Annotated in this window: 25 protein-coding genes; 22 read left to right on the forward strand and 3 right to left on the reverse strand. The window is 44.7% G+C overall.

The window, feature by feature from the left end; genetic code table 11:
- The first annotated feature begins 4 nt into the window (after positions 1–4).
- From grpE to DXD06_RS08245, 4 genes are all read left to right on the forward strand, one after another.
- Positions 5–640, forward strand: coding sequence for a nucleotide exchange factor GrpE (gene grpE, locus DXD06_RS08230; protein WP_117831309.1), 636 nt, complete (start codon positions 5–7; stop codon positions 638–640).
- A gap of 87 nt (positions 641–727) precedes the next feature.
- Positions 728–2,632, forward strand: a complete 1,905-nt coding sequence (gene dnaK, locus DXD06_RS08235) for a molecular chaperone DnaK (RefSeq protein WP_022046452.1) — start codon at positions 728–730, stop codon at positions 2,630–2,632.
- Between the two features lie 76 nt (positions 2,633–2,708).
- Positions 2,709–3,878, forward strand: coding sequence for a molecular chaperone DnaJ (gene dnaJ / locus DXD06_RS08240; protein ID WP_022046451.1), 1,170 nt, complete (start codon positions 2,709–2,711; stop codon positions 3,876–3,878).
- A gap of 37 nt (positions 3,879–3,915) precedes the next feature.
- Positions 3,916–4,395: a molecular chaperone DnaJ gene (locus DXD06_RS08245; RefSeq protein ID WP_147343616.1), complete on the forward strand. Its 480-nt coding sequence runs from the start codon at positions 3,916–3,918 to the stop codon at positions 4,393–4,395.
- A gap of 57 nt (positions 4,396–4,452) precedes the next feature.
- Here the strand turns inward: DXD06_RS08245 and DXD06_RS08250 are convergent, their stop codons facing one another.
- Positions 4,453–4,671, reverse strand: a complete 219-nt coding sequence (locus tag DXD06_RS08250) for a hypothetical protein (RefSeq protein ID WP_117831311.1) — start codon at positions 4,669–4,671, stop codon at positions 4,453–4,455.
- A gap of 152 nt (positions 4,672–4,823) precedes the next feature.
- Between DXD06_RS08250 and prmA the strand changes: the two genes are divergently transcribed.
- The 4 genes from prmA to thiI are packed head-to-tail and all read left to right on the forward strand — an operon-like array spanning position 4,824 to position 8,893.
- A complete protein-coding gene (prmA, locus tag DXD06_RS08255) occupies positions 4,824–5,783 on the forward strand; it encodes a 50S ribosomal protein L11 methyltransferase (protein ID WP_117831312.1) in 960 nt (319 codons plus the stop codon).
- Between the two features lie 9 nt (positions 5,784–5,792).
- The gene (locus DXD06_RS08260; RefSeq protein WP_117831313.1) at positions 5,793–6,527 is read left to right on the forward strand and encodes a 16S rRNA (uracil(1498)-N(3))-methyltransferase; all 735 of its coding nucleotides are present in this window, start codon (positions 5,793–5,795) and stop codon (positions 6,525–6,527) included.
- Between the two features lie 11 nt (positions 6,528–6,538).
- Positions 6,539–7,693: a cysteine desulfurase family protein gene (locus DXD06_RS08265; protein ID WP_117831314.1), complete on the forward strand. Its 1,155-nt coding sequence runs from the start codon at positions 6,539–6,541 to the stop codon at positions 7,691–7,693.
- 15 nt (positions 7,694–7,708) lie between these two features.
- The gene (gene thiI / locus DXD06_RS08270; RefSeq protein WP_117831315.1) at positions 7,709–8,893 is read left to right on the forward strand and encodes a tRNA uracil 4-sulfurtransferase ThiI; all 1,185 of its coding nucleotides are present in this window, start codon (positions 7,709–7,711) and stop codon (positions 8,891–8,893) included.
- Between the two features lie 75 nt (positions 8,894–8,968).
- On the opposite strand, the gene DXD06_RS08275 is transcribed toward thiI, so the two are convergent.
- A complete protein-coding gene (locus DXD06_RS08275; RefSeq protein WP_022046445.1) occupies positions 8,969–9,205 on the reverse strand; it encodes an HPr family phosphocarrier protein in 237 nt (78 codons plus the stop codon).
- Positions 9,206–9,323: 118 nt separating this feature from the next.
- Here DXD06_RS08275 and mtaB point away from each other — a divergent pair, with 118 nt between their 5' ends.
- The 9 genes from mtaB (at position 9,324) to DXD06_RS08315 (ending at position 18,163) form a co-directional block, all read left to right on the forward strand.
- Positions 9,324–10,631: a tRNA (N(6)-L-threonylcarbamoyladenosine(37)-C(2))-methylthiotransferase MtaB gene (mtaB, locus tag DXD06_RS08280; protein ID WP_117831316.1), complete on the forward strand. Its 1,308-nt coding sequence runs from the start codon at positions 9,324–9,326 to the stop codon at positions 10,629–10,631.
- 79 nt (positions 10,632–10,710) lie between these two features.
- A complete protein-coding gene (locus DXD06_RS08285; RefSeq protein ID WP_022046443.1) occupies positions 10,711–10,974 on the forward strand; it encodes an IreB family regulatory phosphoprotein in 264 nt (87 codons plus the stop codon).
- A gap of 17 nt (positions 10,975–10,991) precedes the next feature.
- On the forward strand, positions 10,992–11,429 hold the full coding sequence (gene ruvX, locus DXD06_RS08290; RefSeq protein WP_022046442.1) for a Holliday junction resolvase RuvX: 438 nt from the start codon (positions 10,992–10,994) through the stop codon (positions 11,427–11,429).
- A gap of 19 nt (positions 11,430–11,448) precedes the next feature.
- Positions 11,449–11,712: a DUF1292 domain-containing protein gene (locus DXD06_RS08295; protein ID WP_022046441.1), complete on the forward strand. Its 264-nt coding sequence runs from the start codon at positions 11,449–11,451 to the stop codon at positions 11,710–11,712.
- 26 nt (positions 11,713–11,738) lie between these two features.
- On the forward strand, positions 11,739–13,412 hold the full coding sequence (locus DXD06_RS08300) for a ribonuclease J (RefSeq protein WP_117831317.1): 1,674 nt from the start codon (positions 11,739–11,741) through the stop codon (positions 13,410–13,412).
- A 7-nt stretch (positions 13,413–13,419) separates the two neighbouring features.
- Entirely contained in the window at positions 13,420–13,596 is a 177-nt protein-coding gene (locus DXD06_RS17060) for a hypothetical protein (RefSeq protein WP_022046439.1), read from the forward strand.
- Between the two features lie 8 nt (positions 13,597–13,604).
- Positions 13,605–14,270, forward strand: coding sequence for an O-methyltransferase (locus tag DXD06_RS08305; RefSeq protein WP_022046438.1), 666 nt, complete (start codon positions 13,605–13,607; stop codon positions 14,268–14,270).
- Positions 14,257–15,510, forward strand: coding sequence for a peptidase U32 family protein (locus DXD06_RS08310; RefSeq protein ID WP_117831318.1), 1,254 nt, complete (start codon positions 14,257–14,259; stop codon positions 15,508–15,510). Before DXD06_RS08305 ends, DXD06_RS08310 begins: the two co-directional genes overlap by 14 nt.
- Before the next feature lie 118 nt (positions 15,511–15,628).
- Positions 15,629–18,163: a hypothetical protein gene (locus tag DXD06_RS08315; RefSeq protein WP_117831319.1), complete on the forward strand. Its 2,535-nt coding sequence runs from the start codon at positions 15,629–15,631 to the stop codon at positions 18,161–18,163.
- A gap of 91 nt (positions 18,164–18,254) precedes the next feature.
- Here the strand turns inward: DXD06_RS08315 and aroC are convergent, their stop codons facing one another.
- Positions 18,255–19,355: a chorismate synthase gene (aroC, locus tag DXD06_RS08320; protein WP_117831320.1), complete on the reverse strand. Its 1,101-nt coding sequence runs from the start codon at positions 19,353–19,355 to the stop codon at positions 18,255–18,257.
- Between the two features lie 120 nt (positions 19,356–19,475).
- On the opposite strand from aroC, the gene DXD06_RS08325 reads away from it, so the two are divergent.
- The 5 genes from DXD06_RS08325 to ilvD all read left to right on the forward strand — a co-directional run bounded on the left by DXD06_RS08325 (position 19,476) and on the right by ilvD (position 25,805).
- On the forward strand, positions 19,476–21,239 hold the full coding sequence (locus DXD06_RS08325; protein ID WP_117831321.1) for a glycoside hydrolase family 13 protein: 1,764 nt from the start codon (positions 19,476–19,478) through the stop codon (positions 21,237–21,239).
- A 26-nt stretch (positions 21,240–21,265) separates the two neighbouring features.
- Entirely contained in the window at positions 21,266–22,414 is a 1,149-nt protein-coding gene (gene tgt / locus DXD06_RS08330; protein WP_117831322.1) for a tRNA guanosine(34) transglycosylase Tgt, read from the forward strand.
- Positions 22,415–22,492: 78 nt separating this feature from the next.
- Positions 22,493–22,816 (forward strand): preprotein translocase subunit YajC, encoded by a 324-nt coding sequence (gene yajC, locus DXD06_RS08335; protein ID WP_022045847.1) that lies wholly within the window; start codon positions 22,493–22,495, stop codon positions 22,814–22,816.
- Between the two features lie 202 nt (positions 22,817–23,018).
- Positions 23,019–24,119, forward strand: coding sequence for a 3-isopropylmalate dehydrogenase (gene leuB, locus DXD06_RS08340; RefSeq protein ID WP_022045848.1), 1,101 nt, complete (start codon positions 23,019–23,021; stop codon positions 24,117–24,119).
- 12 nt (positions 24,120–24,131) lie between these two features.
- On the forward strand, positions 24,132–25,805 hold the full coding sequence (ilvD, locus tag DXD06_RS08345; protein WP_022045849.1) for a dihydroxy-acid dehydratase: 1,674 nt from the start codon (positions 24,132–24,134) through the stop codon (positions 25,803–25,805).
- Positions 25,806–25,809 lie beyond the last annotated feature (4 nt).

Consider the following 25,809-nt stretch of genomic DNA (forward strand, 5'->3'; position numbering starts at 1 on the left):
AAACATGGCAGAGAACAAAAAAGTCATGGAAGAAGAGGCAGTAGATACAAAAGAAACCAAGGCCGAACAGACATGTGAAGAAACAAAGGACACAAAGGAGACGGCGGCAGAGGAAACAAAAGAAACTGCAGCCGAAGAAAAGGATACAAAGAAAGAAGAGAAATCCGAAAAAAAGGGTGCCTTTGGAAAGAAAAAGAAAGATAAAAAAGACGAACAGATCGAAGATTTAAACGACCGTCTGAAACGTCAGATGGCAGAGTTTGATAATTTCCGTAAACGTACGGAAAAAGAAAAAGCGCAGATGTTTGACATGGGAGCAAGAACAATCATTGAAAAGATTCTCCCGGTTATCGACAATTTCGAGCGTGGGCTTGCAGCTGTACCAGAGGAACAAAAGGATGATGCTTTTGTTATCGGTATGGATAAAGTATATAAGCAGATGCTGACAGAATTAGATGCCATCGGGGTGAAACCGATTGAGGCACTGGGAAAGGAATTTGATCCGGATCTCCATAATGCAGTTATGCAGGTGGAAAGCGAAGAGTATGAACCGGGAACAGTTGCCCAGGAATTACAAAAAGGTTACACCTACAAGGACAATGTGGTCCGCCACAGTATGGTCGCTGTAGTCAGCGAATAAAGGTATTTCCTATTCCGCATGGAGTAGTAAATCATAAATTAGCAAAACAATTTTATTTGATCATAATTTTAGCAGGAGGAAAAGAAAATGGGCAAGATCATTGGTATTGACTTAGGAACAACCAACAGCTGTGTAGCTGTTATGGAAGGTGGAAAACCTACCGTTATTGCAAACCAGGAAGGTGCAAGAACAACACCATCCGTTGTAGCATTTACAAAGACAGGAGAGCGTCTCATCGGTGAGCCGGCAAAGCGTCAGGCTGTTACAAATGCTGAGAAGACGATTTCTTCCATTAAGAGACATATGGGTACGGATTATAAAGTAGCCATTGATGACAAACAGTACAGTCCACAGCAGATTTCCGCTATGGTACTTCAGAAATTAAAGGCTGATGCAGAAGGATACCTTGGAGAAAAGGTTACAGAAGCTGTTATTACAGTTCCTGCATATTTCAACGATGCACAGCGTCAGGCAACCAAGGATGCCGGAAAGATTGCAGGTCTGGATGTAAAGCGTATCATCAACGAGCCTACTGCAGCAGCACTTGCATATGGCCTTGATAACGAAAAAGAACAAAAGATCATGGTATATGACCTTGGTGGTGGTACATTTGATGTATCTATCATTGAGATCGGTGACGGTGTCATCGAAGTATTATCTACCAACGGTGATACACATCTTGGTGGTGATGATTTTGATAACAAGATCACACAGTGGATGATCGATGAGTTTAAGAAGGCAGAGGGTGTTGATCTTTCTACCGACAAGATGGCTTTACAGAGATTAAAAGAAGCTGCCGAGAAAGCAAAGAAGGAACTTTCTTCCGCAACTACTACAAATATTAACTTACCATTCATCACAGCTACTGCTGAGGGACCAAAGCACTTTGATATGAACCTCACCAGAGCAAAATTTGATGAATTAACACATGATCTCGTAGAGAGAACTGCAGTACCGGTACAGAACGCTATGAAGGATGCAGGTCTTACAAATGCAGATTTAGGTCAGGTTCTTCTGGTTGGTGGTTCTACACGTATCCCGGCTGTACAGGATAAGGTAAGACAGATGACAGGCAAAGAGCCAAGCAAGTCCTTAAACCCGGATGAGTGTGTAGCAATCGGTGCTTCTATTCAGGGTGGTAAATTAGCAGGTGATGCAGGTGCCGGCGAGATCTTACTTCTCGATGTAACACCACTGTCACTTTCTATCGAGACCATGGGTGGTATTGCAACCCGTCTGATCGAGAGAAATACTACCATTCCTACGAAGAAGAGCCAGATCTTCTCTACCGCAGCAGATAACCAGACCGCTGTAGATATCAACGTTGTACAGGGTGAGCGTCAGTTCGCAAGAGATAACAAATCTCTCGGACAGTTCCGTCTGGATGGTATCCCGCCAGCACGTCGTGGTGTTCCACAGATCGAGGTTACATTCGATATCGATGCAAACGGTATTGTAAATGTATCTGCCAAGGATCTTGGAACAGGCAAAGAGCAGCATATCACAATCACAGCCGGATCTAACATGTCAGATGAAGAAATCGATAAGGCTGTTAAGGAAGCTGCTGAGTTTGAAGCACAGGATAAGAAGAGAAAAGAAGCAATCGATGCCAGAAATGAAGCTGAGAGCTTTGTATTCCAGACAGAGGATGCATTAAAGCAGGTAGGAGATCAGGTTGATCCTGCAGACAAGTCAGCAGTAGAAGCTGACGTTGCAGCAGTAAAGGCTTTTCTGGATGCACACAAGGAAGCAGAGCAGATGACAGATGCAGATGTTGCTGAATTAAAGGCAGCACAGGAGAAACTGACACAGAGTGCACAGAAGGTATTTGCAAAGATGTATGAGCAGGCACAGGCAGCACAGGGTGCAACAGGCGCAGGCCCGAATCCGGGAGCAGGTCCTGATATGGGTTCTGCAGCAGGAGCAAACACCGGAGCAGGAGCAAATGGTGCAGATGATGATGTCATCGATGCAGATTTCAAAGAGGTTTAATTTAGAAAATAAATAGACAAAGCGTGGGGTTTCCGGTTTTCCGGAAACCCTATGCGTACTATAAGGGATTAATATTATGGCAGAGAAAAGAGATTATTACGAGGTCCTTGGAATTCCAAAGACCGCAACGGAAGCAGAAATAAAAAAAGCTTTCCGTACAACCGCCAAGAAGTATCATCCGGATATGCATCCGGGAGATAAAGAGTGTGAGGAAAAATTTAAGGAAGCGCAGGAGGCATATGCCGTTTTGAGTGATCCGGAAAAGCGCAGACAGTATGATCAGTTTGGTCATGCTGCGTTTGATGGAGGCGCCGGCGGTGCAGGTGGATTCGATTTTTCCGGCATGGATATGGGAGATATCTTTGGCGATATTTTCGGAGACTTTTTCGGTGGCGGAAGACGAAACAGCAACAATAACGGACCGGCGCAGGGCGCAAGTGTACGTCTTACCGTCCGTATTACGTTTGAAGAAGCTGTGTTTGGATGTTCTAAGGAACTTGAGTTCCCGTATAAAGAAGAATGTAAGACCTGTCACGGAACCGGGGCAAAACCGGGAACTTCACCGGAAACCTGCAGCAAGTGCGGGGGAAAAGGGAAAGTGGTATATTCCCAGCAGTCTTTGTTTGGCATGATGCAGAATGTGCAGACCTGTCCGGATTGCGGCGGTACCGGTAAGGTGATCCGTGAAAAATGTCCGGATTGCCGGGGAACGGGATATATCTCAAAGAAAGTACGAAAGACCGTAGAGATTCCGGCCGGAATTGATAATGGACAGTCTGTTCGTGTCAGAGGTTACGGAGAACCGGGACGAAACGGAGGTCCGAGAGGAGATCTTCTGGTAGAAGTTCTTGTTTCCAGAAGCAATGCGTTTGAACGTCAGGACATGAATATATTTTCCAATGCTTCGATTTCCTTTGGTATTGCAGCACTGGGCGGGGATATCCGTATCAGGACGGTGGACGGAGATATCATCTATACCGTTGCACCGGGTACCCAGAGCGGAACGAGAATCCGCCTGAAAGGCAAAGGAGTACCATCGATCCGAAACAAGGCAGTACGTGGAGACCATTATGTAACACTGATTGTCAACACGCCGACGGGCTTAAACAAAGAGGCAAAAGAGGCGTTGCGTAAATTTGATGAATTGACGGGAAATTCCCTGAATAAAGAGGGCGGAGCACAGACCGGAAAAGAAAAAAAGAAGGGTTTTATGGACAAAATCAAAGAATCTTTCGATGAACATTAGTACAAATCGCCTATAGTAATCTGGTACAAAGTATTGTATGATGAGTCTGTTAGTATTATTGGCAGCATGTGTGTACGGATACGGAGGCATGTGGGGGATGACGCTGGAAGAAGAACGTAAAGCTTTGGAGGAGCAGCGCCGCACGCTGGAGCGTGAACGGCGGGAATTTACCCGGCGGGTGGAGATTGAAGACCGCCGTCTGGAACAGCAGCAGAAGCTTTTCAATATGAAATTTAAAATACTCGAAGAAGAACTGGTGAAACTTGCAACAGAGAAAGAACATGTGAAGAAGCAGAAAGCTTTCTATCAGCGGGTAAGCGATTTTTCCGTGACAGCAGAGCAGCCTGTTATCAGAGGAGAAATGTTCTTCTCCGGAGTAGAGAGCAGACAGTCTCTTAAGAAACGTTATAAAGACCTGATCAAAATTTATCATCCGGATAATCTGGATGGGGATAAGAATACCGTTCAGGAAATTAACAGTGAGTATCATAAGCTTTGTGCTGTGTACAAAAATTAAAACAGCCATACGGTCTGTCCGCAGACCGTATGGCTGTTTTATGCATGTTTAACATGTTTAATGTCGTTCCTCATGAAGACGCTTAAAAATCTCCTCCTCTGACATGGCAGTGGCGGACTGAATGTTTTCTTCCATATTGTAGGTTCTCTGTTTTTTGATATAGAGAGTATTGGTGTTCTCTTTATATTCTACATCACTGGTATCAGAAGTATTTCGCTGCCGGTCATCGGTGTTGAATGCTTTCTGAAGTCCTTCTACAAGATTGCGTTTATCCATTTATTGTTTTCTCCTATAACTGTATAACTATCAACTTAACCCCTATATTATAACATGGGTTTTTTTGATGTACAATGTTTTCTTGAAATTTTATTGGAAATAAGGTATGATATATACAGTATGCCTTAGTGTAGAATTGAGAGGATGGTAACATGAAGTGGAAAAAATATACAATTGAGACAACGACCGCAGCAGAGGATTTTATGAGTTCCATGCTGATGGATCTGGGCATTGAGGGAATAGAGATTGAAGACAATATTCCGCTTACCAAAGAAGACCAGGCGGATATGTTTATTGATTTTCTGCCGGAACTTCCTCCGGATGAGGGCATCAGCCATGTGAGCTTTTATGTGGAAGAAGACGGCAGTGATCAGACGGAGATTTTAAAGCAGGTAAAGATCGGACTCGAGAAACTGCGTGACATGGTGGAAGTGGGAAGCGGTGTCATTACATCTTCCGAAACAGAAGATCTTGACTGGATCAATAACTGGAAAAAATATTTTACTTCTTTTACCATTGATGATATATTAATCAAACCGACCTGGGAAGAATTAAAGGAAGAAGACAAAGATAAATTTCTGATTGAGATCGATCCGGGAATTTCTTTCGGAACAGGAAAACATGAAACGACACAGCTTTGCATCCGGCAGTTACAGAAATATGTGGAAGGAAAACATCCGAAAGTACTGGATGTGGGATGTGGCAGTGGAATTTTATCGATTGTGGCATTAAAACTCGGCGCAAGAGAAGTCGTGGGAACGGATCTGGATGCAGACTGCATGACTTCTACAAGGGATAATATGCAGGTAAACCATCTCGATTTGTCTCTGGGAACCTTTTATGTGGGAAATCTGATTGATGATGAAGAACTTCAGGAAAAGGTTGGGACAGAGGAATATGAGATTGTTGTGGCAAATATTTTAGCACCAGTTATCATTGCCATGGCACCGGTCATTCCGGCCAGATTAAAACAGGGTGGTTATTTTATCACTTCCGGCATCATTGATTTTAAGGAAAACGAAGTAAAAGAAGCGATGGAAGCAGCAGGACTTACTGTAGTGGAAATCAATCATCAGGGTGAGTGGGTAAATATTACCGCACAGAAACAGTAGGAGCAGGGTATGTACCAGTTTTTTGTGGAAGATGAACAGGTGCAGCAGGATCGGATCTGCATTGTGGGCAGTGATGTCAATCATATCGGTCATGTGCTGCGCATGAAGACAGGGGAGAAAATCCGCATCAGCGATCAGAGCGGCAGATCGTATTTTTGCCGTATTCTGGAAATTACAGAGGAAGAGGTCTGGGCACAGATAGAGGATACCGATGAAATGGGAACAGAGTTTTCCCATAAGGTGTATCTTTTTCAGGGTCTTCCTAAAAGTGATAAGATGGAACTGATCATACAAAAGACCGTGGAACTTGGTGTCTATACCGTCATACCGGTTGCCATGAAAAACTGTGTGGTAAAGCTGGATGAAAAGAAGGCACAGAGCAAATGTAAGCGGTGGCAGGCAATTGCAGAGAGTGCGGCAAAACAGTCGAAGCGGACCGTGATTCCGCAGATTCAGATGCCACTTTCCTGGAAACAGGCATTGGAAGAGGCAAAGGAGCTGGACGTTGTCCTGGTTCCGTATGAGAATGAAAGAGGCATGGAAGCAACAAGAGAGATCTTTCGCTCGATTCCGGAAGGGGCGTCCATCGGAGTCATGATCGGTCCGGAGGGCGGATTTTCCCCGGAAGAGATTGCGCAGCTGGATAAAGACATGCATCGGATCTCTCTTGGCAGACGTATTTTGCGCACAGAAACAGCAGGAATGGCAACACTTTCCATGCTGATATACGAATTGGATATATAAGAAGGGGAAAAATGGAAGCATATTTGGATAATTCGGCAACGACAAGATGTTGTGAGGAAGCGGCACAGCTGGTGGTAAAATTACTGACGGAGGATTATGGAAATCCATCTTCCCTGCACAACAAAGGCGTGATCGCCGAAAATTATATGAACGATGCAAGAAAAAAAATTGCAAAGACATTAAAGGTACAGGAAAAAGAAATCTGTTTTACGTCAGGTGGTACAGAGTCCAATAATCTTGCAATTATCGGTGTGGCAGAGGCAAACAAGCGAAGTGGAAAACATGTGATAACGACGTCCATTGAACATCCGTCCGTGTCGGCAACGATGGCATATCTGGAGGAACACGGATATGAAGTCACATATCTTCCGGTAGATGCTTATGGTGTGATTTCTCTGGACGATCTGAAAGCGGCAATCCGGCCGGATACCATTCTGGTTTCCCTCATGCAGGTAAATAATGAAATCGGAGCGGTGGAGCCGATCGCGGAAGCGGGGGCACTGATCAAACAGTGTAATCCACAGACGCTTTTTCATGTGGATGCCATTCAGTCCTATGGAAAAATGAGAATTTATCCGGCAAAAATGCATGTAGACCTTCTCTCGGTCAGCGGACATAAGATTCATGGACCGAAAGGAAGCGGATTTTTATATATCAAAGACAAGACGAAAATTCATCCGCTGTTAAACGGAGGCGGACAGCAGAGGGGAATGCGTTCCGGCACGGAAAATGTTCCGGCAATCGCAGGACTTGGCGTAGCAGCGGAACGTATTTATACTGGTTTTGAGGAAAAAATCGACCGGATGTATACCCTGCGAGAGCATTTTATTGAGGGAGTGACAAAAATTCCGGGTGTACACGTCAACGGCCATACCGATCGCAGCAATGCACCGCATATTGTCAGTGTCAGCACGGAAGGTGTGCGCGCGGAAGTATTGCTTCATGCATTAGAGGATAAAGAGATCTATGTGTCAGCGGGAAGTGCATGTTCTTCCAACAAGCCTTCCGTCAGTCATACGCTAAAAAGTATTGGCTTAAAGCCAGAGTTTTTGGATGCAACCATCCGGTTCAGCTTTTGCGTGGAGACAACGGAAGAAGAGATTGATTATGCAGTAAAAGAGATGGCGGCATTGGTTCCGATGCTACAGAAATATACAAGACATTAGAAAAAGGAGAGCAGTATGTATAAATCATTTTTGATTAAATATGCGGAAATTGCCATTAAGGGAAAGAACCGTTATTTGTTTGAGGATGCACTGGTACAGAATATCAGATATCATCTTAAGCGTGTAGAGGGAACCTTCCATGTACGCAAGGAAAACGGACGTATCTATGTGGATACGGAAGGAGAATACGATTATGATGAAACTGTAGAAACATTACAGAGGATTTTTGGAATCGTAGGAATCTGTCCGGTAGTACTGGTTGAAGATGAAGGATTTGATGCCCTGGCAAAAGTAGTATGTGACTATGTGGATCGCACATATCCGGACAAAAATTTTACATTTAAGGTGGATGCGCGCCGTGCCAGAAAGAATTATCCGATGACTTCGATGGAGATCAATGCAGCTGTTGGGGAAAAGATTCTTGATGCATTTCCGGAAACCAGCGTTGACGTACATCATCCGGAGGTGATGATTCATATCGAGATCCGCCCGATGATCAATATTTATTCCACAGAGATCCCGGGACCGGGAGGCATGCCGCTTGGCACAGCAGGCCGTGCAATGCTTCTTTTATCCGGCGGAATCGATTCACCGGTTGCCGGATATATGGTATCCAAACGAGGGGTAACACTTGAAGCGACCTATTTTCATGCACCGCCATACACCAGTGAGCGTGCAAAACAGAAAGTGATTGACCTGGCAAAGAAAGTTGCAAGATATTCCGGACAGATCAAGCTTCATGTGGTGAACTTTACCGATATCCAGCTTTATATTTATGAGAAATGTCCGCATGAGGAACTGACTATCATCATGCGTCGCTATATGATGAAAATTGCAGAGCATTTTGCCGAAGAGGGAAAATGTCTGGGTATGATTACCGGAGAGAGTATCGGGCAGGTGGCAAGCCAGACCATGCAGTCCCTTGCTGTGACCAATGAAGTGTGTCATATGCCGGTATACCGTCCGCTCATTGCCATGGACAAGCAGGATATTGTATCAATCGCAGAAAAAATTGACACATACGAGACGTCCATTCTTCCGTATGAGGATTGTTGTACGATTTTCGTGGCAAAGCATCCGGTTACCAAGCCAAGCCTGAAACATATTAAAAAATCAGAGTGCCGGCTGGAAGAAAAAATAGACGAACTGATGCAGACAGCAATCGATACGACAGAGACGATTCTGGTAGATGCAGAATAATCTGTTTTTGGAAAATTATTTCCGTGAAACAAAAAATCCCCTGTCTGCAATACAGACAGGGGATTTTGTAAGTAATTACTGGGAAATAATGTATGGCTTTAAAGCTTCCAGAATCTCATTCAGATTATCCTCGGTATGGATGGCGAGATCAATCGGCTTGGAAAGATCCAGGCTGAAAATTCCCATGATGGATTTTGCGTCAATGACATATCTGCCGGAAATCAGATCAAAATCGTATTCAAACTGAGAGATGGTATTAACAAATGATTTTACTTTTCCAATAGAATTTAATGAAATCTGTACTGTTTTCATAATGAAAACCTCCTTGAAAATATTCATGAAAAACTCATGCTGTTTATATCTTTGATAGTAATATTTTTTATTGGAAAAGTCAAGAAATGTATGAAGATAATTGTATAAAGGAGTAAAAATGAAAAAAGCAGCATTACACAATCTGGGATGCAAAGTGAATGCATATGAGACAGAAGCTATGCAGCAGATGCTTGAAGAAGCGGGGTACGAAATCGTGCCGTTTTCGGAGAAAGCAGATGTCTATGTGATCAATACCTGTTCCGTAACAAATATGGCGGACCGCAAATCAAGACAGATGCTGCACCGGGCAAAAAAGCTGAATCCGGATGCGGCTGTTGTTGCTGCCGGATGCTATGTACAGACCAAAGAGGATGAGGCAAAATGTGATGAAGCAATTGATATTCTGATCGGAAATAATCAGAAAAAAGAACTGGTAGAGCGGCTGGATGCTTTCTTTGCGGGCAGAGGAGAAAAGGTGGAGGCTGTGGTGGATATTAACCACGAAAAACAGGCATTTGAGGAGCTGACACTGGATCATGCAGCAGAGCATACCCGCGCGTTTATAAAAGTACAGGATGGCTGTAACCAGTTCTGCAGTTACTGCATTATTCCGTATGCCAGAGGACGGGTGAGAAGCAGAAATGTTCAGAATGTTCTGGAGGAAGTAAAGCGTCTGGCAGCGTCCGGATATCAGGAAGTGGTACTGACCGGAATTCATCTGAGCTCCTACGGGATTGACTGCGGGGAAAGTCTGCTGCATCTGATCCAGATGGTGCATCAGGTGGAGGGAATCCGGCGTATCCGTTTAGGTTCGCTGGAACCGAGAATCGTGACGGAAACATTTGCAGAAGAACTGGCAAAGATGGAGAAGATCTGTCCGCATTTTCATCTGTCACTGCAGAGCGGATGCGATGCAACGCTTGCCCGGATGAATCGGAAATATACGACGGAAGAATACGAAAATGCATGCAGTATTTTACGGAAAAACTTTACGCATCCGGCAATCACAACGGATGTTATTGTTGGATTTCCTGGAGAGACAGAAGAAGAATTTGCACAGACAAAGGAATATTTAAAACGCATTCATTTTTATGAGATGCATATTTTTAAATATTCCCGACGGCAGGGAACCCGTGCGGCAGTGATGGAACATCAGGTGCCGGAGGAAATCAAGACGAAGCGCAGTGCCCAGCTGCTGGCACTTGCGGAAAGTATGTCGAGGGAATTCCGCGCGTATTATGTGGGAAAAGAGGAAGAAGTACTCTTTGAGGAACCAATGGAAGTTGACGGAGAAACGTGGTATACTGGATATACCAAAGAGTATGTAAAGATCGCGGCAAAAACGGAAGAACCGCTTGATAATGTGATGAAAAGGGGAAGAGTGGAAGCGGCTCTGACCGATGAGATTTACCGTATGAAACTATAGCGCTTGTATTTTTCCTCAATTTCGTATACAATAGATGGGACAGGACTTGTTGGAATGAACAAGGGCAGGGACGGCGAATATGGAGAATTTAAATAATACACAATATTTTACAGTACAAAAGGAACCGGAATTACAGGTAAGAGATGTTTTAGAGATCGTATTCCGTGCATTGAGTGAGAAAGGATACAATCCGGTGAATCAGATTGTAGGATATATTATGTCCGGAGATCCGACATATATTACCAGTCATAACAATGCGAGAAGTCTGATCATGAAGGTAGAGCGGGACGAACTTGTAGAAGAAGTTTTACGTGCATACATCAAAAACAATTCCTGGGAATAATCCGGTACGGGAGAATTATGCGGATTTTAGGATTGGATTTCGGTTCAAAGACAGTGGGTGTTGCAGTGAGTGATGCGCTGTTAATTACAGCGCAGGGAGTGGAAATTATCCGAAGGAAAGCTCCAACGAAGCTCAGGCAGACACTGGCGCGGATCGAACAGCTGGTAAGCGAGTACGAGGTGGAAAAAATTGTGCTCGGTTACCCGAAAAATATGAACAGTACAGAAGGGGAGCGCTGCGAGAAAACAAAAGAATTCAAGGAAATGCTTGAAAAACGCTGTGGTCTCCCTGTTATTTTATGGGATGAACGGCTGACAACAGTTGCAGCAGACCGTTCGATGATGGAAACAGGAATTCGAAGAGAAAACCGCAAGGAATATGTAGATGAAATTGCGGCTATTTTTATATTACAGGGATATCTGGATTATCTTTCAAATCATCCAGAAGAAAAATAAAAATACAAGGAAAAAATAAATGGAAAAAATTCAGTTTACAGATCCGGACACCAATGAGGTGGTGGAATTTGCTGTGGAAGAACAGACACAGCTGAATGGAATCAGATACTTACTTGTCTCTGATGGCAATGAAAACGGGGACAGTGAAGCATATATATTAAAAGAAATAAAGACACAGGATGAGGAAGTATTTTACGAGATGGTAGATGATGATACAGAGTTTGCTGCACTCGCGAAAATATTTGCTGAACTTGCGGATGAAGAAACACAGCTTTTATATTAGAGCGGAATATTATATTTGGAGGATTTATGAAAAAACAGGAAAAACAGAATAACAGTAAGCTTAAGATTATACCGTTGGGAGGTCTTGAGCAGATTGGTATGAATATTACTGCCTTTGAATACGAAGACAGTATTATTGTGGTGGATTGCGGTCTCGCATTCCCGGAAGATGACATGTACGGAGTGGATCTGGTGATTCCGGATGTCACTTATTTAAAGGAAAATATTGATCGTGTCAAAGGATTTTTTATTACGCACGGACATGAGGATCATATTGGTGCCATCCCATATGTTTTAAAAGATGTCAATGTGCCGATTTATTCGACCAGACTGACCAATGCCCTGATCGAGCACAAACTCGAAGAGCATGATATGCTCAAAAAAGTAAAAAGAAAAGTTGTCAAATACGGACAGCACATCAATCTTGGATGTTTCCGTGTAGAGTTTATCCGCACGAATCACAGTATTCAGGATGCGGCGGCACTTGCGATTTATTCCCCGGCAGGAATTGTCCTGCATACAGGAGATTTTAAGGTTGATTATACACCGGTATTTGGAGATGCCATTGATCTGCAGCGTTTCGGCGAGATCGGTAAAAAAGGAGTGTTAGCACTGCTTTGTGACAGTACCAATGCGGAGCGCCCGGGATTTACAGATTCCGAAAAGTCAGTAGGAAAAACGCTGGATAACATTTTTTCCGAGCATAAAAATACAAGAATTATTATTGCGACATTTGCATCCAATGTGGATCGTGTGCAGCAGATCATCAATTCTGCAGACAAGTTTGGCAGAAAAGTTGCGATTGAGGGACGAAGCATGGTCAATATTGTATCCATCGCTTCGGAACTGGGATATATTTCCCTGCCGGATAACATTCTGATTGATGTGGATCAGCTGAAAAATTATCCGGATGAAAAGACGGTTATCATTACAACGGGAAGCCAGGGAGAGTCCATGGCCGCATTGTCCCGCATGGCATCCGGCATGCACCGCAAAGTTACCATTAAGCCAAATGATACCATTGTATTCAGTTCCCATCCGATTCCGGGAAATGAGAAATCGGTTACCGGTGTGATCAATGAACTGATGCGCAAGGGTGCAGATGTGATTTTCGAAGATGTACATGTCAGCGGACATGCGTGCAAGGAAGATATCAAGCTGATTTATTCTCTGGTAAATCCGCTGTACGCGATTCCGGTGCATGGAGAATACAAGCATCTGATTGCACAGGCGAAGATTGCGGAAGAGCTTGGATATGACAGTGATCATATCAAAATCCTTTCTTCCGGAGATGTGCTTGAGATCGATGAGAATGGTGCAGAAGTGACCGGACATGTGCCGGTTGGCAATGTAATGGTAGACGGACTTGGTGTCGGAGATGTCGGAAATATCGTTCTTCGGGATCGTCAGCGTCTGGCAGAAGACGGAATTATTATTGTCGTCATGACACTCGAAAACGGATCCGGACAGGTACTTGCAGGACCGGATATCGTATCGAGAGGTTTCGTCTATGTACGTAATTCCGAGAGTCTGATGGATGAAGCAAAAACCGTTCTCGATAAGACCATGGATTATTGTATGGATCACAACATTACAGATTGGGGCAAGATCAAAAATGAAGTAAAAGATGCTCTGGGTGATTTCGTCTGGAAAGAGACCAAGAGACGTCCGATGATCATGCCGATTATCATGGAAGTATAGGGGTATTATGAATAAAGCTTTGTTCACTTTCATTAAAATTGCGTTTGTTATTATGCTGATCCTGCTGATTTTATATGGAACCGTTCATTTATGCAGGACCTGTTATGATTACGGGTATCGTTTCTTTGCAGAAAAGCAGATGGTACCGGATACGCAGGATGTGGAAAGCACGGAGGCACAATAGAAATAAATATGATAGTAGATGAACGACTGGTAACATATATCAATTCCCTGGATACGGGAAATACCAGAATTTTGGATGCTGTCGAACGAGAAGCTCTGGATTCCTATGTTCCGATTATTCGGAAGGAGATGCAGAGCTTTTTGAAGCTTTTGCTGGCGATGACAAAACCAAAAAGAATTCTGGAAGTCGGTACTGCGGTAGGGTTTTCTTCCATTCTGATGGCAGAATATGATCCGGTACCGTGTGAGATTGTCACGATTGAAAATTATGAAAAGCGAATCCCGATTGCCCGGGAAAATTTTAAGAGAGCAGGGAAAGAAGAGCAGATTACACTGCTTGAAGGGGATGCAGCGGAAATCCTTCCGACACTCACCGAGCCGTTTGATCTGATCTTTATGGATGCCGCAAAAGGACAGTATATTCATTTTATGCCGGATATTCTGCGTCTGCTGAAAACCGGAGGGACACTTGTCTCGGATAATGTGCTGCAGGATGGAGACATTATTGAGTCCCATTATGCGGTGATCCGCAGAAACCGGACGATTTACAAACGGATGCGGGAATATTTGTATGAGTTAACGCACCGGAAAGATCTGGTAACAGCGGTGCTGCCGGTGGGAGATGGAATTACAGTCAGTACAAAAGTAGAGGTAGAAAACGATGAGAAAGAATGAGTTGCTTGTTCCGGCAAGCAGTCTGGAAGTATTAAAAATTGCAGTTATTTATGGAGCCGATGCGGTCTACATCGGGGGAGAGGCATTCGGACTCAGAGCCAAGGCAAAAAACTTTACCATGGAAGAGATGGCAGAGGGAATTGCATTTGCACATGCACGGGGAGTTAAAGTTTATGTGACGGCAAATATTCTGGCACATAATTATGATCTTGACGGTGTGCGGGAATATCTTACGGAACTGCAGAACATGAAGCCGGACCGGCCGGATGCTCTGATCATTGCAGATCCGGCAATCTTTACGATCGCCGGAGAAGTATGCCCGGATATTGACCGCCATATCAGTACACAGGCAAACAACACCAATTACGGAACATTTCAGTTCTGGGAGAAACTCGGTGCTACCCGTGTGGTAACGGCAAGAGAACTTTCCCTGCGGGAGATCCGGCAGATCCGGGAACACATTTCCGATGATCTGGAGATAGAGACATTTGTACATGGCGCTATGTGTATTTCCTATTCTGGAAGATGTCTGCTGTCCAATTATTTTACAGGAAGGGATGCCAACCGCGGGGCATGTACACATCCGTGCCGGTGGAAATATTCTGTGGTTGAAGAGAAGCGTCCGGGTGAGTATTTTCCGGTATATGAGAATGAGCGCGGAACCTATATTTTCAATTCCAAAGATCTGTGTATGATTGAGCATATTCCGGATCTTCTGGAAGCAGGAATTGACAGTTTTAAGATTGAGGGACGTATGAAGACCGCACTTTATGTGGCAACGGTGGCGCGTACTTACCGTAAGGCGATTGACGATTATCTGGAATCTCCGGAGAAATATCAGGAAAATATGCCATGGTATCTCGAACAGATCAAAAGCTGCACATACCGCCAGTTTACCACGGGATTTTTCTACGGAAAACCTTCGGAGGAGACACAGATTTACGATAACAACACGTATGAAAAGGGATATACCTATCTGGGAATTGTCGGTCCGAAAAATGAAAAGGGAATGTACCGGATGGAACAAAAGAATAAATTTTCTGTCGGAGAACAGATCGAAGTGATGAAACCGGACGGACGCAATGTGACCGTTACGGTGCGGGGACTGATGGATGAAAAGGGAGAGCCGATGGAATCCTGTCCGCATCCGCAGCAGATCTTTTATGTGGATCTGGGGATGGAACCGGATGAATATGATATTCTCCGGAGACGGGAAGAAGAAGCGATCGCCCTGGATTAAAAAAATCTTAAGAAACACCCTCTGTCTGAACAATTGCGAAAGCACAGAGGGTGTGCTAATATAAGACAAAAGGACGTTGTTCTTAAGTAGCGAGTGAACCAGATAAGGAGGAGAGATTATGCGTTTGCAAAGCAAAAAACTGATTGCTGTATTGTGTGCGCTGGCAATGATTATTTCTGTATTTCCAGTACAGGCAGATGCGGCAGCAAAACCGAAATTTGTAAAGAATTATACGGTTCTTTATGAAAACAGCACCGGTAAGGGGGTGTATAAATATACCGTAACCAATCTTACCAAAGGGCAGAGGGTAAAATGGAGCCTTTCCGGCACCGGAAAAAGTTATGCAAAGCTGAAGAAAACAACGACATCCGTGAGCGGAAAGACATCTGCAAACAGTCTGACAATCCGCACCCAGGGAAAGGCAGCCGCAAAGAATAAAACCGTGATGGTAACTGCAAAAGTTTACAAAGGGAAGAAGTGCGTGAGCACGGTCAGGACTAAGTCTGCCAAGATTAAAATACTGCCGAAAACAATTTCTATTGTAGATAACGGAGTCTTGAAATATCAGGTGGGACAGACCTATCAGTTCCAGTTCCGTATCACTCCGGCAAATGCCATCAGCACCAATGTCTGGACTGCTGTGGATGGAAACGGAAATGATGTTTCGTCCATGATTACAAAGACCGGTGCATTTACTCCGGCAAAAGAAGGTACTTATACCATCACCGTGCAGGCAAAAGCGGGAAATAAAGTGGTTTCCGACAGCAAGGTTATCACTGTCGCAACTTCCATGACCGGAATTGCACAGATGGCAGCAAACAAGGTAGCGGCTGTATATTCCGGAAATGCCAAAAATCTTGTGAAAACAGGAGATTTTTCTATCCGGACCCAGGCGGGTGCAAAGATGGAAATCAAGTCGGCTGTATTTTCCGATGACGCAACACAGGTATTTCTTACCACCTATAATCAGCTGAAAGACGGTGCAATCTATACGGTTACCGATGGACAGTCAACATATGACTTTACCGCATCCGTGGGAAGACCGGTCAGCCTTAGAGTTGCGACAACAGAAGTGACCGTCGGAAAAGAGACACCAATCGAATACGAAATTCTTGATGCGAATGGAATTGATGTCAAGACAGCATATCCGGGAGATATTACTTATACGGAACGGATTACAAATGGTTACCGTACAAAGGATAATAAGATTTATATGACCGGAGTGGGAGATACCGGAACGGTTACACTGACTTATAAATGTGCAAGCGATCCGAATCTGGTACTGACCGGAAGCGGAACCTTTGTATGTAAGGCAGCCAGTGTGTCAAACAACACAAACCTTACACTTACTTCTTCGGAGGCAGTGCCGAATTACAGTGCATCCAATTACAAGGACAATCATAATGTAGCATCCGGCAGCAATTATTATGTACATTTCCGGGCTTTGGATACAGACAATACCGAGATGAAGTATGACAGCATCAAGTTTGAGTCTTCCGATCCGGACACATTGCTTGTAAATCCTGGAAAGAACAATGTTGCTTATGCAACAGCAATCAAGACAGGTACCGCAAATATTATCGTTACCGCAACCTATGCAAAGCAGGAATACACTTATGTATACGAGATTACGGTAGCGGAACCGGCATACCTTGCAACATTGTCTGCAGATAATACGCAGATTACCATGTCAAACGCTTATGCAACAGGGTATAAGGAATATGTCAATATTGAGGGAAGAGATCAGTATGGACAGAGTCTGAGACTCGAGAATGAGACATACCAGATCGTAGAAAACAGTACCAATAAAGTATCTATGGCTACCTATGATCCGACAACCGACCGTATGGTATTTGACGCATCCGGAAGAGCAGCAGGTGTTTACAATTATACCCTGACCCTGACAATGAACGGACATAAGGCATCCGTTAATGTTACCGTTGTTGTACAGACTCCTCCTTATAATGGAGCATCTTCCTATAAGGTTGATATCAGCAAACCGGTCATTGATCTGGCAATTACTTCTGGAGCATCTGCATCGGATCTGCTTGCATCAAAAGTGACAACACTGCGTCTGGCAGAGTATCGCGGAGGCGTATTCTATCGGTATGTGAATATTGCATCTGTAAGGATCAGTAAGGGTGGACAGTATTATGGAAGTGATCTGTCAAAGGGTGGATCTTCAACAGAACCTGCAGCAATTGGCAGTGGATCAGAAATTCCGATTTCTGCGGTTTCACTGAATGGAAATGTTGTGACAAAGGCACAGACAGGTACTTATCTGCTGGAACTGAAGTTCTATCCAAGTGATGGACAGAGCACATCACTGGCTACAACTACGGGATATCTGGAAGTTACCGACAGTCAGGCAAATCCAGTGATCAGTGTAGATCGCACCGTATCTACCGTAAACTGTAAGACGGCACTGGATCTGGCAAAGAACTGCCTGAGCATTCAGGGGATGGATGGCGGAGTGATTGCAGACTGTACCGTCACCGGATCGAGTGTACCGGGCGCAAGTTATTCCGTTACTTCAGGAATGTCTGTCAATATCAATTCTGTTGTTGTACAGGCAACCACAACACTTTCCGATAAGACAACGGTTGTATCTAATTATACGGTTTCTGTGGGAAAGACATTGAGAAATCAATAATACTCAGCTTAAAAAAGAAAATCACAGGACGCGAAAAGCGCTCCTGTGATTTTTTTGCGTAAAATATGAAATGATATATAAAAATATTCGGTTAAGATTGATAAAAATCAATAATCCGGTCAAGTCTTGCGGTCATGTTGGAAAGGAGCGCATCTAAAATCGTGATAGCTGTCATTGCCTCAACAACGACCACTGCACGCGGAACGATAATCGGATCGTGTCGTCCTTTGATGCTGATCTCAATTTCTTTTCCGTCTTTGTTGACGGTCTGCTGTGTTGCTGCAATGGACGGTGTCGGTTTGACGGCTGCACGGAAAAATAACAGCGAGCCATCACTCATGCCACCGAGCGTGCCACCGGAATAATTGGTTCTCTTGGAGATATGTCCATTCTCCATGCAAAATGCATCGTTGTTGGTTAGCCCGGTAGCGGTAGCTGCACCAAATCCGGCTCCGATTTCAAAGCCCTTTACGGCACCGATCGAGAGGATTGCTTTTGCCAGATTCGCATCGAGTTTTTCAAAAACAGGATCACCGAGTCCGACGGGAAGCCCCAAAATCTGACATTCGATGATGCCACCGCTGGAGTTTTGTTCCTGTAAACATTTTTCGAGATATGCGCTGGCTTTTGCTGCGGCTGTTGCATCCGGCATATACAGCTTGTTTTTTGAAATTTCTGCGGGATCAAACCGGGCAGGATCAATGGACACCGGACCGATTGCCTGACTGTAGGCAAGTATGGAGATGTCCATCTGCTCTAAAATTTTGATCGCAATTGCACCGCCGGCAACGCGTCCGATCGTTTCGCGCCCCGAGGAACGTCCGCCACCGCGGTAATCACGAAATCCGTATTTTTCGTCAAAACAGAAATCGGCATGTCCCGGCCGGTAGTAGGAGGCAATTTCACTGTAATCCGCAGAGTGTTGGTCTTTGTTCCAGACCATCATGGAAATCGGGGTACCGGTTGTTTTTCCCTCAAAGACACCGGATAAGATTTCTACCGTGTCACTTTCCCTGCGCTGTGTGGTAAATTTGGACTGGCCGGGTTTACGCCGGTCTAAAAATTTCTGGATATCTTCTTCACAGAGGCTGAGTCCGGCAGGACAGCCATCCACAACAACACCGATGCCTTTGCCGTGGGATTCCCCCCATGTGGTGATACGAAATAAATTGCCAAATGATGAGCCTGCCATAAATGCCTCCTTAAAAACGTTAATATTCTAAGGGATATTATAAAAAACATCGCATTGAATAGTCAAGAGAGATATGGTAATATTTAAAGGAAATAAACATAAAAAAGAGAGAGGGAACATATGGAATTTAACGCAGTATATCATCAGGCGAGTGACAATTACTGTTATCCGCTGAATGAGGATGAGCTGATTATCAATATAAAAACGGGTTACGATGTAAAATCGGTATCCATTATACTCGGAGATCCGTTTGCCACGGGAATATTAGGCGGCGGGGAGCACTGGGATGGGAAAAAGGAGCCGATCATATATAAAAAGCGGTTAAAAAATCAGATCTGGTGGACCACAACCGTGCGTCCGGAGTACAAGCGTCTGAAGTATTATTTTGAACTTCAGACAGAGGAGGAAAGCTGGTTTTATTTTGAAGACGGGTTTGTCAGCAGCGAACAGATGCATCTGGAGGGCAGAAGCCGTCAGTGCTTTGTTTTCCCATGGATGAATCCCTGTGATGTACCGCGTACCCCGGCATGGGTCAATGATACCGTATGGTATCAGATTTTCCCGGATCGTTTCTGCAACGGAGATCCTTCCAATGATCCTGAGAATGTGGTTTTGTGGAGAGAGCATGGAAGCGTGACCAATGAGGAATGTTTCGGAGGAGATCTGGCGGGGATTACAGACAAGCTGGATTATCTGCAGAATCTGGGAATCAACGGTCTGTATCTGACACCGATCAACGAAGCTCCGTCAAATCACAAATACGATACCACGGATTATACGAAGATTGATCCGCATTTTGGCGATGAGGAAACCTTTAAACACCTTGTGAAGGAAGCGCATAAGCGGGGCATCCGCGTAATGCTTGACGGTGTGTTCAATCATTCCGGATATTATTTCGCACCGTGGCAGGATGTGCTTGCAAAGGGACCGGAGTCGGAATATTATGATTGGTTTATGATCAATGAATGGCCGTTTGATAAAAACGGGCAGGCGGCAAAGAAGAAACAGTATTATACATTTGCCTTTTTTGATTCCATGCCAAAGATCAATACAAACAATCCGAAAGTACGCAAATATTTTGTAGATATTTGTGCCAACTGGGTGGAAAATTACGGAATCGATGGAATCCGTCTGGATGTGGCAAATGAAGTTTCCCACAGGTTCTGCAAAGAACTGCATGCGCGGGTCAAGGAGATCAACCCGGATATCTATATTCTCGGAGAAATCTGGCACAACGCGCTTCCGTGGCTGCGCGGAGATGAGTTTGATGCGGTAATGAATTATCCGCTTGGACAAAGTATCAAGGATTTCTGGATTGATAAGAGCCTGACGAATGAAGACTTTGAGTATACAATCAACCGCTGCTATACAAGCTATATGCAGCAGACCAATGATGTGCTGTTTAATCTGCTCGATTCGCATGATACCAAGCGGCTTCGCTCGGATGTGAAGAATCTGGATGAATATTTTGCACAGATTGCTGTGCTTTTTGCAATGCCGGGAAGTCCGTGCATTTACTACGGAACAGAAATTGCCATGGAAGGAAGCTATGATCCGGACTGCCGCAGATGTATGCCGTGGTCGGATATTGAGGCCGGAAAGTATGCAGAGCGCAGCAGGATCATATCTACACTGATTCATCTGCGCCGGCAGGAACCGCTCTTAAAAAGCCGTAATTTTCATTTTCCGAATGATTATGCAGCGTACAGGCGTGTGATCCAGTTTCAGAAAGTGGATTTTCCGGATTGTTATGTGGAAGTGCTGATTAACTGCTGTGAGGAAGATGTCGAGGTAGTGCCGCAGGGAGAAATTCTGCTTGAACGACATTACATAGATTCCACACTTTTGTCCAACGGTATTTTGATCCGCAGAATTCGAAAGTAAATAAAAAGAAAGAGGAATAACAGAAAATGGCTACATATGAGTTGTTAAAACAGGAAGGCAGTGCGAAACGTGCGGTGTTTCATACGGTGCACGGAGATATCCAGACGCCGGTATTTATGAATGTGGGAACGGTGGCCGCAATCAAGGGTGCTGTTTCAACAATGGATCTCAAAGAGATCAAATGTCAGGTGGAACTGTCCAATACCTATCATCTGCATGTGCGTCCAGGAGACAAGCTGATCAAAGAAATGGGCGGACTGCATAAGTTTATGGTCTGGGATCGTCCGATTCTGACAGATTCCGGCGGATTTCAGGTGTTTTCCCTGGCAGGACTCCGAAAAATTAAGGAGGAGGGCGTATATTTCCATTCCCATGTAGATGGCGCAAAGATCTTTATGGGACCGGAAGAGAGCATGCAGATCCAGTCAAACCTCGGATCGACGATTGCCATGGCATTTGACGAGTGTCCATCGAGTGTGGCAGAGCGCAGATATGTCGAAGATTCTGTTGCGCGTACGACCCGCTGGCTGGAGCGGTGCAAAAAAGAAATGCAGCGTCTGAACAGTCTGGAAGATACGATTAATAAAGAGCAGCTGTTGTTTGGAATTAACCAGGGAGCAATTTTTTCGGATATCCGGACGGACCATGCAAAGAGAATTTCGGAACTGGATCTGGATGGGTATGCAATTGGCGGACTTGCAGTGGGAGAAACCCATGAACAGATGTATCAGATCATAGAGGAGACCGTTCCGTATCTTCCGAAAAACAAGCCGACGTATCTGATGGGCGTGGGAACACCTGCAAATATTCTCGAGGGGGTAGCGCGCGGAATCGATTTCTTTGACTGTGTATATCCGAGCAGAAACGGACGCCACGGACATGTATATACCAACGAAGGAAAGTTGAATCTGTTTAACCAGAAATACGAAAAAGACATGCGTCCGATTGAGGAGGGCTGCCAGTGTCCGGCATGCCGGCACTACAGCAGAGCCTATATCCGGCATCTGTTAAAAGCAAAGGAAATGCTTGGCATGCGCCTGTGTGTTCTTCATAACCTGTATTTTTACAATACCATGATGGAAGAGATCCGGGATGCTCTCGATGCCGGAAATTTTGCTTCCTACAAAGAAGAAAAACTGTACCGGATGGGACAGTCAAGTATAAAAAATGTCTAAAAAAGCCAAAAAGGCTTGCCCAAAGAACGGAAGTTGTGTAGAATGGGTTTTAGTATTTGAATATAGGAGGAAACATTGATGAGCGCAATTTTAGCAAATAGCAGCGCTTCCGCTTCTGGCGGAATGGGCATGTTTGGTATGATTATCTGGCTGGTAGTAATCTTCGGATTTATGTATTTTCTGATGATTCGTCCACAGAAGAAGGAGCAGAAGAAAAAAGACCTGATGCTTTCTGAAGTAGCTGTGGGAGACACCGTTCTTACTACATCCGGTTTCTATGGAACAATTATTGATATTGTAGATGATACCGTTATCGTAGAGTTCGGAAACAACAAAAACTGTCGTATTCCAATGCAGAAAGCTGCAATTGCAGATGTGGAAAAAGCAGAGTCTGCATCATAAAGAACATGAGAGAGGGTGTCGCATTTGCGGCACCTTTTTGCATTTCTTTCTCAATTCAGAATAATAAAAAAGATCTATTATAATTTCAGGTTATATTATTTATGAAAAAGTAAAATGGATTTTTAGTTGAAAAGAAGCCCCTGTTGCTATATATTAATAGGTAATAGACTTTGAAACAGCAGAGTAGAAAAGAGGAAAAGCAATGGAATGTCAAATTGGTGTGATCTCGGGAGACGGTATTGGACCGGAGATCGTTACAGAGGCAAAAAAAGTATTAGACCAGATTGGGAAAAAATACGGTCATTCATTTCACTATACGGATATCCTGATGGGTGGATGCTCGATTGATGCAACCGGAGTTCCTTTGACCGATGATGCGATTGCGGCAGCAAAAGCAAGTGATGCGGTACTGATGGGATCTATCGGAGGAAATACTTCCACATCCCCGTGGTACAAGTTAGCACCAGAGCTTCGTCCGGAGGCAGGACTTTTAAAGCTGCGTAAATCGCTCAATCTGTTTGCAAACCTTCGCCCGGCATATTTATATGAAGAATTAAAGGCTGCATGTCCACTGCGTGATGATATCATCGGAACAGGATTTGATATGATGATTATGCGTGAGCTGACAGGCGGTTTGTATTTCGGAGCACGAAAGACAGAGGAAGTAGATGGTGTGACGACAGCAACCGATACACTTACCTACAATGAAAATGAGATCCGCAGAATTGCAAAGCGCGGTTTTGACATTGCAATGAAGCGCCGCAAAAAGGTAACTTCCGTGGATAAGGCAAATGTTCTGGATTCTTCCCGGCTCTGGAGAAAAATCGTAGAAGAAGTTGCAAAAGATTATCCGGAAGTAACGTATGAGCATATGCTTGTCGATAACTGTGCAATGCAGCTTGTGAAAGATCCAAAACAGTTTGACGTGATTCTGACGGAGAATATGTTTGGAGATATTTTATCCGATGAGGCTTCCATGGTGACCGGTTCCATCGGTATGTTATCATCCGCAAGTTTGAATGATACCAAATTCGGTTTATATGAGCCGAGTGGCGGGTCTGCACCGGATATTGCCGGAAAAGGCATTGCCAACCCGATTGCAACCATTTTAAGTGCAGCCATGATGCTTCGCTATACGTTTGATCTGGATAAAGAGGCTGATGCGATTGAGAATGCCGTGAAACAGGTATTAAAAGAAGGATATCGTACCATTGATATCATGCCGCAGGCAGGAGAGAGCACAGAAGGGATTAAACAGGTTGGTACAGCAAAGATGGGCGACCTGATCGCAGAGAGAGTTTAAGGAGAACATAATATGATAAGTGATAACGCAAGGAGCGGTATGCAGCAGGCTCCGGCGCGCAGTCTTTTCAATGCGCTCGGATTTACCGCAGAAGAATTAAAAAAACCAATGGTCGGAATTGTAAGTTCCTACAATGAAATTGTTCCGGGCCATATGAATATTGATAAAATTGTAAACGCCGTAAAACTCGGCGTTGCGGAAGCAGGTGGCGTACCGGTTGTATTTCCGGCAATCGCGGTATGTGATGGTATTGCCATGGGACATGTCGGCATGAAATATTCTCTGGTTACCAGAGACCTGATTGCAGATTCCACGGAGTGTATGGCTATCGCCCATCAGTTTGATGCACTGGTTATGGTGCCAAACTGTGATAAGAATGTACCGGGGCTTCTGATGGCAGCTGCCCGTCTGAATCTTCCGACCGTATTTGTATCCGGCGGACCGATGCTTGCCGGACATGTGCAGGGAAAGAAGAGAAGTCTTTCTTCCATGTTTGAGGCAGTCGGATCTTACGCAGCAGGAACCATGACAGAGGATGATGTGCTTGAATATGAGAATAAAGTCTGCCCGACCTGTGGGTCCTGCTCCGGCATGTATACCGCAAACTCTATGAACTGTCTGACCGAAGCTCTTGGTATGGGACTTCGCGGAAACGGAACGATTCCGGCTGTTTACTCGGAACGTATCAAACTTGCAAAACATGCAGGTATGGCAGTTATGGATATGTTCCGCAAGAATATCTGCGCGCGTGATATTATTACAAAAGAGTCCATCTTAAATGCACTGACAGTAGATATGGCACTGGGATGTTCCACAAACTCCATGCTGCATCTGCCGGCGATCGCGCATGAGATCGGTTTTGATTTTGATATCAGCTTTGCAAACCCGATCAGCGAAAAGACACCAAACCTCTGCCATCTGGCACCGGCTGGTCCTACTTATATGGAGGATCTCAATGAAGCCGGCGGTGTATATGCAGTGATGAAAGAACTGGCAGATATCGGTCTGTTACATACCGATTGTATGACCGTAACCGGAAAGACGATCGGAGAGAACATTGCAAACGCAGTGAACCGCAATCCGGAAGTCATCCGTCCGGTTGATCATCCATATTCCAAGACCGGTGGTCTGGCTGTTCTGAAAGGAAATCTGGCACCGGATGGTTCGGTGGTTAAGCGTTCTGCTGTTGTCGATGAGATGATGGTTCATGAAGGACCGGCAAGAGTCTTTGAGTGTGAGGAAGATGCTATCGCAGCGATCAAGGGCGGCAAGATTGTAGAGGGTGATGTCGTTGTCATCCGCTATGAGGGACCGAAGGGCGGACCTGGTATGAGAGAAATGTTAAATCCGACTTCTGCGATTGCCGGTATGGGGCTTGGCAGTTCCGTTGCCCTGATTACCGATGGACGTTTTTCCGGTGCATCCAGAGGCGCATCCATCGGACATGTTTCTCCGGAAGCAGCAGTTGGGGGACCGATTGCTCTGGTAGAAGAGGGCGATATCATAAAGATCAATATCCCGGAGATGACATTGAACGTAGATGTTTCGGATGAAGAGATGGCCGCACGACGTGCAAAATGGCAGCCGAGAGAGCCGAAGGTTACCACCGGATATCTTAAGAGATATTCTGCACTGGTTACTTCCGGAAACCGTGGAGCTGTCTTGGAAGTGCCAGAAGAGAAATAAAGGA

It is taken from the genome of Roseburia sp. TF10-5, from assembly GCF_003462365.1.
GTDB classification, from domain to species: Bacteria; Bacillota; Clostridia; order Lachnospirales; family Lachnospiraceae; genus Roseburia; species Roseburia faecis.